The organism is Shewanella sp. SG44-2, from assembly GCF_014164215.1.
Classification (GTDB): Bacteria; Pseudomonadota; Gammaproteobacteria; order Enterobacterales; family Shewanellaceae; genus Shewanella; species Shewanella frigidimarina.
This window is the reverse complement of record NZ_JACJEU010000003.1, coordinates 224,245-239,006: the sequence shown is the minus strand read 5'-3', so window position 1 is coordinate 239,006 and position 14,762 is coordinate 224,245. Positions and strand designations below refer to the sequence as shown.

Below are 14,762 nucleotides of genomic sequence, written 5' to 3'. Positions count from 1 at the left end.
AAATAACCATCGCTGCAAGAGCAACGCGGTATCAATACTCAAACGTATACGTCATCAGCAATACAATGACGCTATAACGTAATAATTTACCCATAAACATAAATAATGAGGCTGGTAAGATAGGTATTTTTAACCATCCAGCCAGTAAACATAGCAAATCACCGATTATCGGTAACCAAGATAATAATAGGGCCCACATACCATATTTTTCTATCCATGCGAGTGCATACCGGTATTGTCGACGTTGAATATCTTGTGGATTTTTGGCTAACCGCCCTGCTCGACCAAGACCATAACTGGTTATCGCACCAAGCGTATTACCAATAGTGGCCAGTATCAATAATTCGAACCATAAAGATGGCGTTTGATTAAGTAATGCCACCAGTAACACTTCTGAGCCACCAGGCAACAGTGTTGCAGCCAAAAAGGCGCCGCTGAACATTAACCATAAACTCGTCATCGATAGATCTTATTGTGCACTAGCATATTCATTCCAATGACTATTCATTTTATTTTTATCGTACCTTCACAATGAATATCTGCACAGCACAATATGAAGATATTGAACGCGGTAACCCCTAAAGACCACTCACGACTATCTCAATCGCAACTTAGACATAATCCCGATACTGTTCATTGTTACGTAAATATGCAAGGTTACCCCAACTCAATATACAAAAATTGAGCAACAACAGCGCGAATTCGTTAATAAATAGTAAAAAAATTTAAAGTTATAATAACAAAATCAGTTATTCATATAAGTTATAATAAAATAACGTTGTTTGTCATTCGCTCACTTCATACAATGCGATTAATATTTATTAACCTCAGCGGGTTTATTAAGGCATTATTTAGCGTAAATACCACGCATAGCCATAAGAAACTAAACCGAAATACCGCAACACATCGCCATTGTAGGGTTTAGCTTTTAAGTAATTAATCACTCATTAATGAACATAATGAGTTACGTACAACGATGTTGCCTAATCAGATTTAGCGACGTCACAATGACATAATTTGGAACTTTCATGATATTGCAAACGCTCAAACGCATCCCTTTTTGGCAGAAAGTCATTGCAGGTTTTGTTTTAGGAACGCTCACCGGCGTCGGATTAGGCGAGTCAGCCGTGATGTTAAAGCCTCTTGGCGATCTGTTTATCAGTGCCATTAAAATGCTGGTTGCCCCTTTGGTATTTTGTGCCATTGTGGTGAGCATTACCTCGCTGGGCTCACAAGGTAATTTAAAGCGCTTAAGTTTTAAAACTTTAGCCATGTTTATGTTTACCGGCACCATTGCTTCATTTATTGGTTTAACTGTCGGCAGCCTTATCGACATGGGCGGCAACCTAGCCTTAGCCACATCAGAAGTTCGCGAACGTGATATTCCAGGCTTTGCTCAGGTATTACTCAATATGATCCCGGTGAATCCGTTTGCCTCATTAGCCGACGGCAATGTGCTTCAAATTATTGTCTTTGCCGCGTTAATTGGCATTGCCATTAATGCTGTGGGCGAAAAAGCAGCACCGCTTAAAAACGTGATTGAAGCTGGCGCTGAAGTGATGTTTCAACTAACGCGTATGGTATTAAAACTGACACCTATTGGTGTATTTGGTTTAATGGCTTGGGTTGTGGGCGAGTATGGCTTAAGTACATTATTACCATTGGGTAAGTTTATTATTGCGATTTATATTGCCGCGTTAATTCATATTATCTTTGTGTATGGCGGTTTAGTTAAATTTGCTGCGGGTTTAAGTCCACTGCAATTTTTCCGTAAAGCCATGCCTGCTCAAATTGTGGCCTTTAGTACCGCATCAAGCTTTGGTACTTTACCTGCCAGCACACGTAGTACTGAAGCAATGGGCGTATCGAAACGTTACAGTGCTTTTGTACTGCCACTCGGCGCAACTATGAACATGGACGGTTGTGGCGGTATTTATCCTGCTATTGCGGCCATTTTTATTGCGCAAATTTACGGTATTCCGCTTGATATGACGGACTACATGTTGATTGCGGTAACGGCAACGGTAGCGTCTGTCGGCACCGCAGGAGTGCCAGGTAGTGCGATGGTGATGTTAACAGTCACTTTGGGCGTGATAGGTTTACCACTAGAAGGTATTGCCTTCATCGCAGCCATAGACCGTATTATTGATATGATCCGCACGGCAACTAACGTGACTGGCGATATGATGACTGCGGTTGTGATTGGTAAATCGGAAGGCCAATTGGACGTAGAGCAGTTTTATTCAGATGAAAAACCGGTTGAGCAAGTCGCGTCATAACGATAACTGAACCATAAAGCGCAAAAATGAAATAAAAAAGCGAGTATCATTTGATACTCGCTTTTTTATTATTAGGCAACATTAAAATTTAGCGTTTGCCCAAAGCCATACTTTGTCAGTATCAACTTTACCAGCACTCGCATCGCCCGCTGAGTAAGCAGCGTATTTAACTCCTACAGTGTAGTTGTTATTAATAGGTAAACTGAATACTGCGTCAATTTCGTCGCCTAAATCATTAACAGTTGCGCTTGATTCGTCAGCTTCAAAATCATGATAAGCCAATGCCCAATTACCGCCGACAACGCTGCCGCCTACAGAAATATAAGTATCAACAAGACCTTGTGCAGGTGTACCTAAGAATTGATCAGACCAGCCATTGAACGCGTGTAACGTGGCAAGCGGTGTAGCAAAACCATATTCGCCATTGTCAGACCCCAACTGCTCGTAACCTAGCTTGAACGTTAATCCGCTAAACCCAACACCCACTTCACCTAACAAGTAGTCAGCTGAATAAGAGGTTGTTGCAGTATCTGCATCTTGTATGGCGTATTCTAACGTATAAAGTAATTTGATTTTATCTAAATCTTTGGCGCCAGCAAAACGTAAGCCATAAGTGTCGATACCGTTATCAAGATTGGTATCTTCTTCGAGTAAATAGCCGTAAGCACTTAACTTACCAAAACCTAAGTTATAAGACGCATTGATAATGTGATCTTTTGAATCAATGTCTTTTACTTCAGCAAAAATACGGTTGCGCTTGTAGATGTAGCCATAATCAACGCTAAAGTCATTCATCGCATATTGCATAGTGACAGCATCGAATGTTTGACGATCTTGACGCCAACCTACGTGCCCTAAAAAACGCATGTTATCAAGTGCGATCACTTGACGACCAACTTTAGCGGTAAAAGCATCACGCTTATATTGTAGGAAAGCTTGGTCTAATTCAGTTGTTTCAGGATCTGCAATAACTGAGTACGCCCCATTATTACCAATCGCGTCGTTATAATCATTTACACCAGCCAAATTGCGCGAGTCTTCAAACTCAACCAATGCTGTTAATCCATAATATTCTGCTGTAGCAAACGTTAAACGAGTACGCAATGTTAGCGCATCAGCATCTTTTAGTGCATTGTCTTGATCGACTGATTCATAACGTAAATTTAAATCTACGTTTGCTGAACCTTGAGTTACGGCATCGGCAATTGAGTTAACTTGACTGTCTGCAGCATAGGTACTGCCCATAGCCAGTAATAGCGAACAGGTTAATATTGATAATGCACATTTTTTGCTCGATACAAAATTTGGGCAAAACTTATCTGCAACTTGACTCGCAAGCAGTTTTTTATTCATCATAAATCCTATTATTATTTAAGTTATCTACATGCTCAGTGAGCGGGAAAGTGCGACGAGCAAACTGATGTTAATAACTTTAACGACTTAATATATGTGTTGCTGTGACTTATCCTGCATTTTAGATACTTGTTATTTATAATAGATAATCGAGTTCACATAATCATAGATTCGAGACTTAGCATAACGATTAGAATGTGATCTCTATTTTGACTTAATAGTAAAAATGATCATTATTATGCCTGGTGATTCAATTGCATAGACGGTTTGAGTCAACGGCAAAAACAAAAAAGCCAATGCGGATGCATTGGCTTTTAAAGTAATCCAATAAAACCCTAGCCTAATACTGCCAACAAGACACCAGCAGCAACGGCACTACCTAGCACACCTGCAACGTTAGGCCCCATGGCATGCATGAGTAAGAAGTTTTGGTTGTTAGCCTCTAAACCAACCTTATTAACCACACGTGCAGCCATTGGTACAGCAGAAACGCCAGCGGCGCCAATAAGCGGGTTAATTTTTCCGCCAGAGAGCTTACTCATTAATTTAGCCATCAATACCCCTGAAGCAGTACCAATACTAAACGCAACCGCGCCAAGGATTAAAATACCTAGCGTTTCGATACGCAAAAATTGATCTGCTGAGAGCTTAGACCCAACAGCAAGACCTAAAAAGATCGTCACTATGTTGATTAATTCGTTTTGTGCCGTTTTCGATAAACGATCCACCACACCCGATTCGCGCATTAAATTGCCCAAACAAAACATACCAATTAATGGGGTTGCTGCGGGTAAAAATAAAATGGTTAACCCTAATACCATCAGTGGAAAGATAATTTTCTCTTTCTTACTGACTTCACGCAATTGTTCCATTTTAATTTCACGTTCTGCTTTGGTAGTGAGCAGTTTCATGATCGGCGGCTGAATTAATGGCACTAACGCCATGTATGAATATGCAGCAACGGCAATCGCCCCTAACAATTCAGGCGCCAGTTTAGAGGCTAAGAAAATCGCCGTCGGACCATCTGCGCCACCAATAATGGCAATAGCCGCAGCATCTTGCATACTAAACTCAAAACCAGGCACCCAATTTAAGGCAATAGCACCAATTAAGGTTGAGAAAATCCCAAATTGTGCCGCTGCGCCTAACAATAATGTTTTAGGATTAGCAATGAGTGCCCCAAAATCAGTTAATGCACCAACACCCATGAAGATAAGCAATGGGAACACCCCAGTCTCAATCCCGACATGATAAGCGTAATACAGTAAGCCACCTTCGTCGGTAAAACCTGCATTAGGAATGTTGGCTAATATGGCACCAAATCCAATAGGTAATAACAATAACGGCTCAAATCCTTTAATTATCGCTAGAAATAACAATAAACAACCCACAGCCATCATTAACAGTTGGCCACCAGTAAAGTTAGCGACACCTGTTTCAGCCCAAAAAGCCAATAATCCTTCCATTTCGACCTCTTATGCTAGTGATAACAATGTTGAACCTACAGTTACACTGTCACCCTGCTTAACCGCTAACTGAGTTACAACACCATCTTGTTGAGCACGAATTTCGGTTTCCATTTTCATCGCTTCGAGGATGATAATCACTTCACCGGTTTTAACCGCTTGACCATTACTGACTAACACTTTGAAAATATTTCCCGATAACGGCGCGGCCATGGTGCATTTAATCTCACCCGTTGGCGCTGAGGCGACCGTTGCAGACGCTGCCGCAATAGGTGCTGCTGATGCTGGCGCGATATGGCCGATCTCACCACCTTCACTCACTTCGACCACAAAATGTTGACCATCGACATCGACGGTATAGGTTTGTGGGCCTTTATCGACTTTCACTTGTAAATCATCTGCACTTGGGACAGGTTCAAACGCATCCGGATTGCCGCGATTTTTAAGAAATTTAAGACCAATTTGATTGAATAACGCGTAAGTCATTACATCGTCATCTTGTTCTGCAGCTAAGCTAAAGCCCTGCTCTTTGGCTGCTTCTGCAAGCTCTACACGTAACTTATCAAGTTCTGGTGCAATTAAATCGGCTGGACGACACGTAATAGGCTGCTCGCCTTTTAACACTCGGGCTTGTAGTTCGGCATTAACAGGTGCTGGCGTCGCACCATATTCGCCTTTTAGTACGCCTTCGGTCTCTTTGGTCATCGACTTGTAACGCTCACCCATCAGCACGTTGATCACTGACTGTGAACCTACAATTTGCGAGGTAGGCGTAACTAAAGGTAAGAAGCCAAGATCTGCGCGTACCCGTGGGATCTCTTCAAGCACGGCATCCATTTTGTCTGCTGCGCCCTGCTCTTTTAATTGATTTTCCATATTGGTTAGCATGCCACCAGGCACTTGAGCACGTAAAATACGTGAATCAATGCCCTTCAATGCACCTTCAAAACGAACGTATTTTTTACGTACTTCACGAAAATAGGCTGCTATTTCTTCTAGCAACACCATATCGTAACCTGTTGCTCTGTCGGTATCTTCAACCATTGCGACTAACGTTTCGGTAGCGCTGTGGCCGTAGGTTTGGCTCATTGAGGATATTGCGGTATCAAGCACATCAACACCCGCTTCAATCGCTTTTTGATATGTAGCGCTGCTTAGGCCCGTTGTGGCATGACAATGCATCGACACCATTAAATCCGTTTGTGATTTTAATCGACTAATAAGGTCGTAAGCTTGCATTGGCTTAAGTAAACCCGCCATATCTTTAATACATAAAGAGTCTGCGCCCATGTCTTCTAGGCGTTTAGCCATATCAACCCAAGTATCAACGTTGTGAACAGGGCTAGTGGTAAATGAAATGGTGCCTTGGGCGTGGCCGCCCACGTTTTTAACCGCTTTAACCGCTGTTTCAAGGTTACGTACATCGTTCATTGCATCGAAGATACGAAATACATCAACGCCATTGGTATGAGCTCGTTCAACAAAACGCGTAACGACATCATCGGCATAATGTCGATAACCCAATAAATTCTGACCTCGAAGCAACATTTGTTGCGGAGTATTAGGCATGGCTTTTTTCAATTCGCGAATACGATCCCATGGATCTTCGCCTAAATATCGAATGCATGAATCAAAAGTAGCGCCCCCCCAAGACTCGAGTGACCAGAATCCGACTTTGTCTAATAACGGTGCGATGGGTAACATATCGTCAATACGTAAACGTGTTGCCAATAATGATTGGTGTGCGTCACGCAGGACGACATCGGTTAATGCTAACGGCTTGCTCATAATGACTCCAAATTTATTTCGCGCGGTATTGATGTATCGCAGAGGTAATAGCGGCAACCAACTTAGGGTCTAAAACAGTATGTTCAGTTGCATTAGAACTTACTGTCGCTAGCGTAGGAACCTCTACAGGAGGCGGAAAAAGCTTGGCAACAATGCCAATGCCGATGATTAAAATACTCAAAAAAATAAATACTAAGCCCATGCCCATTACCATGATGCCTAGCGCATCGGATAACTGCTCAGATATCGATGTCATGTGTCCTCACTTTATCTGTTAAACATCAAACCAATACGTTGACCATTATGTACCGACTCTCAATGTGCGATCATGGTGCGATGTCACATAACGTGCACCAAGATAACAATATTGTTAACGACCACATAAATAATTCGAACTATCCCAAAAGCATAAATATTCAAACTCAACGATTATTCAACGAAGTTTTATTTCATTGTAAAAACAACAAAAAGAGGCTGTAAACCTAAAATCCTGTCACAAAATATAAACAATTTACAACAATAATGCTATCTTTTTGTAAATTGGTCTTACCAAAATAAAGAGATCTAATTATGAAAAATCAATAAAACACAAAATAAATGGCAATAATCTGATGAATCATCAATAAAATCACTATATTTACTTTTAAAATAACAAATTCATAATTCAATGATAAAAATTACTCACACTTTATTGGTTTAACAAATTGATGAAATAGATGATTAAACATGACATGAGTAATAAGTGAATAAAGATGTGAAAATCAACTTTTATGAGATAAAGCGGTTGCAGTAAGATGAGAAAGACAATGAAAATTAAGCAAAAAAAAAGCCCTGCATTAATGCAGGGCTTTTTTATTATGGTGCGCGTGGGAGGAGTCGAACCTCCGACCGCCTGGTTCGTAGCCAGGTACTCTATCCAGCTGAGCTACACGCGCAAAATCGGTAAAACAAGCCATTCATAAATATTGCTATCGTCTGCATGTTAAGTGCGCGACGTTACTTAATGAATGGCGGAGAAGGAGGGATTCGAACCCTCGATGGGATTTAAAGCCCATACTCCCTTAGCAGGGGAGCGCCTTCGGCCACTCGGCCACCTCTCCGCAATATATGGTGCGCGTGGGAGGAGTCGAACCTCCGACCGCCTGGTTCGTAGCCAGGTACTCTATCCAGCTGAGCTACACGCGCATAAATTGGGTTTTAGTGAAACATGAAATGGTGCGCGTGGGAGGAGTCGAACCTCCGACCGCCTGGTTCGTAGCCAGGTACTCTATCCAGCTGAGCTACACGCGCATTCATGTTTAACACTTTAATAGATAATGGTGCGGATGGGAGGAGTCGAACCTCCGACCGCCTGGTTCGTAGCCAGGTACTCTATCCAGCTGAGCTACATCCGCATCGTATATCTATTGTAAGAAATGGCGGAGAAGGAGGGATTCGAACCCTCGATGGGATTTAAAGCCCATACTCCCTTAGCAGGGGAGCGCCTTCGGCCACTCGGCCACCTCTCCGTTTCTTGGCGCACATATTACTGTTTGATGAAAATAAGTCAAACCCTTTTTAGGAAACCTAACTTCATTTGGAGTGTTTTTAAGCACATTGGAGATAATAGACTCAAATCTTGATGAAAACAGTCGTTTTTTGATGAATATTCTTTTTAATTTACAGACATAATCTCATTAAACCTCGGTTCATCCGACAAGCGTTTTAAGGTTTTCTCCAAAGAGATCTTTAAAGGCATCGTTGATTTAAACAACTTAACCTCCTCAATTGGACAATTTATACTCCCAATGACAATTCCACATCATATTAAGTAATAGAAAATGGCAACATAAAGCCATTTTGAAGATGTTTATCTGCTTTGACTTGCATGAGCTTACGATGAATTTGTAGTGTTCAACAATTACAACGCTAGAATCAGGCTGAATGATCCAAACTTAAATGAATATACGTTTAAAGAAAATGGCTTAGTACTGATTGTTAACTACAAGTAGCATCCTGTGATCATTCAACACTAACTTAATTAAATGCATCAGACGGATAACAAATATAATGACAAATCCCTTATAGATGCATTCAACAAACTTAATAAGTGTGCTGAAATCGTCTTGTGAGAGCCTCATTCATTTCACTTCAACCTTGCATCAACTTAAAGGGAAATAGTCCTACTTACACTAACAAGCTTAAATTGAAGCGGTGAGTTGCTCTAAGCTACAGCTAATGTAACCTCAACGCAGAATAACAGATGGGTCAAGCGATAAACGTTAGAATAATAACGGGTCACTCATATTCAAATTGACCCGTTATTATTTGAATTTGGGTCTAAATTTGAGGCTACCCCGTGAAATCACACTTAACTAGCTGGTCTTTCGATTGAATTCACCGCACAAATAGCTTTTTGATAACAGTAAAAATGCCGAATAGAATTTAACGAATAAGGACTGATTAAGCATTACGGTAATATACCGTAATGTAAAAAACAAAAAAGCCAGCAAATGCTGGCTTAATGATATCGACATAATCTGCCGAAATTAGTAATTACCACCTTCAGAAGGGGTTCCTGACTTCTCAGATTGAATACGTTGGTAGATCTCTTCACGGTGAACAGATACTTCTTTAGGTGCATTTACACCAATACGTACCTGATTACCTTTAACACCTAGCACAGTAACGGTGACTTCATCACCGATCATTAATGTTTCGCCTACTCGACGAGTCAAAATTAGCATTCGATTGCTCCTTTAAGTTCAATCTGCATAACACGCTTTATCCGTAATATGCGCTCATTATAAGGTCTGCTTTACATAAAATCATAGTATCAATTTCTGAATACATCAGTTTATAAAGCAAATTCTCTTAGGAAATCATAAAACTTGACGATTAGTCGTCTTTTAAAACGAGAATAACCGTAAATTAATCACATTCACGATATAAGATTCAGTAGCTAAACAATCCAATACGGCAAACCAATAACAAAAACGACAGGAATTGAAAACCAATACAATATTAAAGTACTACACAAGTACAATAGTAAGCATTGCCCAACGCTTGCAACCCTTTAAACGCTTTTACTGTTAGCAAGTTAGTTCACTATGCCAAATCTACTCATAGCACTCAAGTCATAAAGTCGCATATCTTAGACTTTATGACTCAATTGCCAAAAAAAACGCTAATCTACAGATTTCATTAACTTAAACGTTCGTTTACCCAGGGCTCTACAAGGGCTAATGCTGCGGCTAAATTCTCAGGCTGAGTTCCACCAGCTTGTGCCATATCAGGACGTCCACCGCCCTTACCGCCAACATGTTGTGCAACCATTGCAACTAACTCACCCGCTTTGACCTTTTTGGTTAAATCGTTGCTGACACCAGCAATTAAATTAACTTTACCGTCTTTAGCAGTACCTAGCACAATAATCGCAGATTTTAACTTTTGCTTCAGCTCATCTTGTAATCCACGAAGTGAACCAGGGTCAATACCATCAAGCTGTTTAACTAAAAGTTTAACACCATTAATTTCTACCGCATCACCTGCCATATCGGCACTGGCCGCAGCAGCTAACTTATCTTTTAATTGAGATAAATCTTTTTCTAATTGCTTCACTTTATCTAGCTGAGCTTTTAACTTGACCACAACTGAAGCACTATCGGACTTAAGTAGTTGTGCAGCTTCATCTAACATGGCTTGCTGCTCGGCAATATAAGCCATTGCAGCAATACCCGTAACAGCTTCAATACGACGTACTCCTGCGGCAATGCCATTCTCAGAAGTAATTTTAAATAAACCAATATCACCAGTGCGGCCAACGTGAGTACCACCACACAGTTCGATAGAGAAATCACCCATAGTGACAACACGTACTTGGTCATCGTATTTCTCACCAAATAATGCCATTGCACCTTTTTCTTTGGCTTCATCAATGGCCATTTCGGCGGTACAAAGTTCATGGTTGCGACGAATTTGGGTGTTAACCAAATCTTCAACAGCTTTCAATTCTGATGGCTTAACCGCTTCAAAATGAGCAAAGTCAAAGCGTAAGCGTTCAGGATTAACAAGTGAACCCTTTTGAGACACATGTGAGCCTAACACTTGGCGTAATGCAGCATGCAATAAGTGAGTAACAGAATGATTCAATTGCGTACGATGGCGTAACTTTTTATCCACCTGCGCGGTTAACTGTTGCCCGATCACTAACTGACCTTGAGCTAATTGACCTTGGTGACCTGTAGCTGGACCAAATTTTTGAGTGTCAGCAACGGTAAATACTACACCATCTGCTGTCAGCAGGCCTTTATCACCAACCTGCCCACCAGATTCTGCATAAAATGGAGTATTGTCTAATACTACGACGGCATCCTGACCCGCTGTCACGGTATCAACCGCTTTACCGTCAACATATAAACCAATCACATTAGGCTGACCAGTTAACTCGGTATAACCACTGAATACGGTTTCTGCGTCGATAATTAATTGGCTATTATAATCAGCACCAAAGTTACCTGCAGCTTGTGCACGGCTTCTTTGTTCAGCCATTGCTGACTCAAAGCCAGCTTCATCAACGTTAATATCACGTTCACGACAAACATCTGCAGTTAAATCAACAGGGAAGCCATAGGTGTCATACAGTTTAAATAAGGTGTCGCCGTCTAAAGTATCACCTTGCAAGTTGTTCAACGCGCCATCTAAAATAACTAAACCGCGCTCAAGAGTGCGAGCAAACTGCTCCTCTTCCGCTTTTAAGGCTTTTTCAACAATAGCTTGAGTTTGTTTTAAGCCAATGGCGGCATCGCCCATTACGCTAATAAGTGTTGGCACAAGTTTGTAGAAAAATGCGTCATTAGCGCCCAGCTTGTTACCATGACGAACTGCGCGACGAATAATACGACGCAACACATAACCACGACCTTCATTTGATGGCATAACACCATCAGCAATTAAAAATGCACATGAACGAATGTGGTCAGCAATAACACGCAGAGATTTATTTTCTAAATCAGTTACACCGATAATTTCAGCAGTTTTGGCAATAAGTTGTTTAAAAATATCGATTTCGTAGTTTGAATGCACGCCTTGCATAATCGCAGCAATTCGCTCAATACCCATACCTGTATCAACAGAAGGTTTTGGCAATGGCAACATTTCACCGTCGGCTTGACGGTTGTATTGCATAAATACAATGTTCCAAATTTCAATAAAGCGGTCACCGTCTTCTTCAGGCGTACCAGGACGGCCACCCCAAATATGATCGCCATGATCATAGAAGATCTCACTACAAGGACCACAAGGACCCGTGTCACCCATTTGCCAGAAGTTATCTGACGCAAAAGCTCCACCTTTGTTATCGCCGATGCGGATCATGTTTTCCGCTGGCACGCCTATTTTTTGAGTCCAAAGATCATATGCTTCATCATCAGTTTCATAAATAGTGACACATAAACGTTCTTTCGGCAGCTTGAGAGTTTCGGTTAAAAAGGTCCATGCAAAACGAATTGCATCTTCTTTGAAATAGTCGCCGAAACTAAAGTTACCTAACATTTCAAAGAAAGTATGGTGACGAGCGGTATAACCCACGTTATCTAAATCGTTATGTTTGCCACCTGCGCGCACACAACGTTGAGATGTTGTCGCTCGAGTGTAATTGCGTTTATCCATGCCGAGGAACACATCTTTAAACTGGTTCATACCCGCATTGGTGAATAACAGTGTTGGGTCATTTGTGGGAACAAGCGAGCTGCTATCAACAACCTGATGTCCGTTATCTTCAAAGTACTTTAAAAAAGCGCTTCTTAACTCTGCTGTAGTCTGAAACATGAAATGGCCCTGAATATAGAAAATACGAAAGTAACGAGCTTGGCATGCAAGCCTGTAAATGTAAGCATTATATACTGAATTTACGTCAACATGCGAGATGAGTACCTCGATTATCCTCTTAACAAAAACCGATAATAATTGTTATTAACCAGCGATCTCACCAACTAAGGTTAACTAAGCTCACCCTGGAGTAATAAACGCTTCTCGAACAGTCTTTTACCCAATCAACGGCATTGAATTCACAAACAATAGGTTCGTTGTTGGCTGTCAAGTCGCCTTATTTAACAAACAAATGTTGAGGAGAACATAGTAGATTAGCAGTAAACCGTTATATCGAGTGTTCGGTATGATCCATAGTTGAGCTAAGCTAAATTCCAGTTGATTTAATGGTATAGACATCAACTGTAACGATAAAAAAGTGTAACTGATAAGAATAATATATTTAAAAACAGGTAATAAGCTAACGACTCGCTTGGCTAGCAGCTTGATTAAAATGCTAAATCATTCAGAACTAAATCATTAAATGTTAAAAGTTAAATCATTAAACATATGGGCATTAAGACTATGTGGGATGATTTAAAGTAACGCAGAGTAACGGATATGGCTTAACAAGCCTGAGATAGACAATCATCGAATACTAGAGGTTCTCACATATATACGTTCTTGGCGGTATAGTTTTTAGCAGTGTAATAAGGAGGTTTTTTTAGCAGTGTAATATTCGCGGCGCGCAAGATGCGCTACCGCGGTAGAGGTAACTTACTGGCTAGCTTAGAATACTTCACCCGTTTCAAGGTCAATATTCTCATCACTTTCTGTTTTTGAATCTGATGAATTAGCACCACCATTCAATAACATAGCACGTAAAGTGGTATTAATTTCGCTAGCAATGACTGGATTCTCAGTCAAGAACTTACCTGCGTTAGCACGGCCTTGACCAATTTTTTCGCCTTTGTAGCTATACCAAGCGCCCGCTTTATCAACTAATTTATGAGCAACGCCTAAATCGACTAACTCACCGGTACGGTTAATACCTTGTCCATAAAGGATTTGGAATTCCGCTTGCTTAAACGGAGCCGCAATTTTGTTTTTAACCACTTTGACGCGAGTTTCATTACCGACAACTTCGTCACCGTCTTTAATGGCACCGGTACGACGAATATCTAAACGTACTGAAGCGTAGAACTTAAGTGCATTACCACCGGTGGTAGTTTCTGGACTACCAAACATCACACCAATTTTCATACGAATTTGGTTAATAAAAATAAGCAAAGTATTTGATTGCTTAAGATTACCAGCAAGCTTACGCATTGCTTGGCTCATCATACGAGCGGCAAGGCCCATATGTGAATCACCAATTTCACCTTCAATTTCAGCTTTTGGCGTTAATGCCGCAACAGAATCGACCACAATAACGTCTACAGCACCAGAACGAGTTAACGCATCACAAATTTCTAATGCTTGCTCACCAGTGTCTGGTTGTGAACAAAGTAGGTTATCAATATCTACGCCTAGCTTTTTGGCATAAATAGGGTCCAGAGCATGCTCTGCATCAATAAACGCACAGGTTTTACCTTCGCGTTGCGCTGCGGCGATCACTTCAAGAGTTAACGTCGTTTTACCTGATGATTCTGGACCGTAGATTTCAACGATACGTCCCATTGGCAAACCGCCCGCACCGAGTGCGATATCCAATGAAAGCGAACCGGTAGAGATAGTTTCAACATCCATTGTGCGATCTTCGCCCAACTTCATAATTGAGCCTTTACCAAATTGCTTTTCAATTTGGCTTAAAACGGCGGCTAGTGCTTTCTCTTTATTTGGATCAACCTTCATTATAAAACCCTCTTAAGGCATTCAATACGTTTAGTAAAATGCTATTTCGACTTAGGTGAAGTGATGTGAATCATTTCAATATGTTCATCAGTATACTGTATAGTCATACAGTATCAAGTGCTGAGCTGATTTTTTTTTTAACCTTTGAGAATTGCCTATTTACATCAATATTTTATCCCCATAAAATTTTTTGTTTGAATCTATTTATACGCTGGGGACAAATATTGTTAAGATT

The 14,762-nt window shown here is 40.9% G+C and carries 9 protein-coding genes and 6 tRNA genes; 1 reads left to right on the top strand and 14 read right to left on the bottom strand.

Annotated elements, in window-relative coordinates:
• Positions 1 to 31 precede the first annotated feature (31 nt).
• Positions 32 to 460: a YqaA family protein gene (locus tag H5181_RS03865; RefSeq protein ID WP_011636544.1), complete on the bottom strand. Its 429-nt coding sequence runs from the start codon at positions 458 to 460 to the stop codon at positions 32 to 34.
• Between the two features lie 568 nt (positions 461 to 1,028).
• Between H5181_RS03865 and H5181_RS03860 the strand changes: the two genes are divergently transcribed.
• Positions 1,029 to 2,279, top strand: coding sequence for a dicarboxylate/amino acid:cation symporter (locus tag H5181_RS03860; RefSeq protein ID WP_011636543.1), 1,251 nt, complete (start codon positions 1,029 to 1,031; stop codon positions 2,277 to 2,279).
• A gap of 81 nt (positions 2,280 to 2,360) precedes the next feature.
• On the opposite strand, the gene H5181_RS03855 is transcribed toward H5181_RS03860, so the two are convergent.
• From H5181_RS03855 to recA, 13 genes are all read right to left on the bottom strand, one after another.
• A complete protein-coding gene (locus tag H5181_RS03855; protein ID WP_182750278.1) occupies positions 2,361 to 3,524 on the bottom strand; it encodes an alginate export family protein in 1,164 nt (387 codons plus the stop codon).
• A 443-nt stretch (positions 3,525 to 3,967) separates the two neighbouring features.
• Positions 3,968 to 5,098, bottom strand: coding sequence for a sodium ion-translocating decarboxylase subunit beta (locus H5181_RS03850; protein ID WP_011636541.1), 1,131 nt, complete (start codon positions 5,096 to 5,098; stop codon positions 3,968 to 3,970).
• Positions 5,099 to 5,107: 9 nt separating this feature from the next.
• Positions 5,108 to 6,886 (bottom strand): sodium-extruding oxaloacetate decarboxylase subunit alpha, encoded by a 1,779-nt coding sequence (oadA, locus tag H5181_RS03845; RefSeq protein WP_102037461.1) that lies wholly within the window; start codon positions 6,884 to 6,886, stop codon positions 5,108 to 5,110.
• A 13-nt stretch (positions 6,887 to 6,899) separates the two neighbouring features.
• Positions 6,900 to 7,142, bottom strand: a complete 243-nt coding sequence (locus tag H5181_RS03840) for an OadG family transporter subunit (protein WP_182750260.1) — start codon at positions 7,140 to 7,142, stop codon at positions 6,900 to 6,902.
• Positions 7,143 to 7,744: 602 nt separating this feature from the next.
• Positions 7,745 to 7,821: transfer RNA gene (locus tag H5181_RS03835), tRNA-Arg, on the bottom strand.
• A gap of 73 nt (positions 7,822 to 7,894) precedes the next feature.
• Positions 7,895 to 7,986 (bottom strand) — tRNA-Ser (locus H5181_RS03830).
• Between the two features lie 8 nt (positions 7,987 to 7,994).
• Positions 7,995 to 8,071, bottom strand: a tRNA-Arg gene (locus H5181_RS03825).
• A gap of 28 nt (positions 8,072 to 8,099) precedes the next feature.
• Positions 8,100 to 8,176: transfer RNA gene (locus H5181_RS03820), tRNA-Arg, on the bottom strand.
• A gap of 27 nt (positions 8,177 to 8,203) precedes the next feature.
• Positions 8,204 to 8,280, bottom strand: a tRNA-Arg gene (locus tag H5181_RS03815).
• Between the two features lie 22 nt (positions 8,281 to 8,302).
• Positions 8,303 to 8,394 (bottom strand) — tRNA-Ser (locus tag H5181_RS03810).
• Between the two features lie 1,020 nt (positions 8,395 to 9,414).
• On the bottom strand, positions 9,415 to 9,612 hold the full coding sequence (gene csrA / locus H5181_RS03805) for a carbon storage regulator CsrA (RefSeq protein ID WP_011636538.1): 198 nt from the start codon (positions 9,610 to 9,612) through the stop codon (positions 9,415 to 9,417).
• A 457-nt stretch (positions 9,613 to 10,069) separates the two neighbouring features.
• Positions 10,070 to 12,694 (bottom strand): alanine--tRNA ligase, encoded by a 2,625-nt coding sequence (gene alaS / locus H5181_RS03800; protein ID WP_182750259.1) that lies wholly within the window; start codon positions 12,692 to 12,694, stop codon positions 10,070 to 10,072.
• A gap of 768 nt (positions 12,695 to 13,462) precedes the next feature.
• A complete protein-coding gene (gene recA, locus H5181_RS03795) occupies positions 13,463 to 14,527 on the bottom strand; it encodes a recombinase RecA (protein WP_011636536.1) in 1,065 nt (354 codons plus the stop codon).
• Between the last annotated feature and the right edge of the window lie 235 nt (positions 14,528 to 14,762).